Origin of the sequence: Pseudomonas syringae pv. cilantro, from assembly GCF_001293775.1 — a bacterium.
Taxonomy (GTDB): domain Bacteria; phylum Pseudomonadota; class Gammaproteobacteria; order Pseudomonadales; family Pseudomonadaceae; genus Aquipseudomonas; species Aquipseudomonas syringae_P.
This window is the reverse complement of record NZ_LGLN01000002.1, coordinates 1-952: the sequence shown is the minus strand read 5'-3', so window position 1 is coordinate 952 and position 952 is coordinate 1. Positions and strand designations below refer to the sequence as shown.

The following is a 952-nucleotide window of genomic DNA, read 5'->3' as shown; positions in this document are numbered from 1 at the left end:
CAGCGTCCGGCGACTGGACCCTCTCATGCGTGCGGGGGCAGATCAAAAGCCTGACCTTCGTGTTCAACGATGGGACTGTCCGCACGTTACCCGCCCCAGCCCAGGGCGGTAATCAGCAGAATAATAACCAGAACAACCAAAACAACTCTGGCGACCAACAACCCATCCAGGGTGGTCTGGGCTGGATCAGTGATCCCTACGGCATTCCCTGTATCGCCGGCGAGCGACGCAGCAATGCGCAGCAGTACATCGGTTCACAAGCCCTGATTACCGCAGCAGGTGCTGGAGCAGCCTCGTTGATCAAGACCGAGGGCAGCACCTCCTCTTACGTCTCGAACGCTTCTGGGACGCTGGGTAGCACCGGTTTGTCTGGTAACGAGGCGATGGGAAAGATCCTGACCCAAGGCGTCACGGATGTTTCGAGCTGGGTTAACAAACTCTACGGACAAGCGTTCGCGGCCATTTATGTCCTGCCTGGTGCGCAAGTCTCACTGCACATCGATCAGGAGCTGGAAATTGACTACGAACTCAAAGGCCGCAAGGTCAAATACGCCTCAGGAGCGAACCATGCCAATGCCAACCTGGATTGATCAATTGGGGTCAGCGCGCAGCGCGCTGATGTTTTGCCTTCTCACGGCGGGCTTGCTGGCTGGATGCTCGACAAACAAAGAGCAAATGCTTCCGCATGGTCAAAACACCATGATGGATGTCTGGAACCAAGGGACGACCGGTTCGGCCGGGAGCGCTAGTGGCCGGCAATTGCTCGATGCACGCTCGGAGTTGCGCCGTCCAATCGATGTACGCGCTACCCAGCCCTTACAGGATAGCGCGGCCTACACCCGTACCGCTCAAAACGAGATCTACAGCCAGTTCAAGCGCCTGCCCAATCCGGACCTGGTCATGTACGTATTCCCTCACCTGGCGGGCTCAGATCCCGCGCCAGTACCGGGGT

2 protein-coding genes are annotated in these 952 nt (G+C 58.1%); both read left to right on the top strand.

Translation table 11 applies throughout. The features are described from left to right. Positions 1 to 590 (top strand): TIGR03752 family integrating conjugative element protein (locus ABJ99_RS00030; protein WP_080377947.1); only part of this gene is annotated, 590 nt, incomplete at its 5' end. Further along, positions 568 to 952, top strand: a 385-nt coding sequence (locus tag ABJ99_RS00025; RefSeq protein WP_054084082.1) for a TIGR03751 family conjugal transfer lipoprotein, incomplete at its 3' end; no start/stop codon positions are given. The genes ABJ99_RS00030 and ABJ99_RS00025, both read left to right, overlap by 23 nt.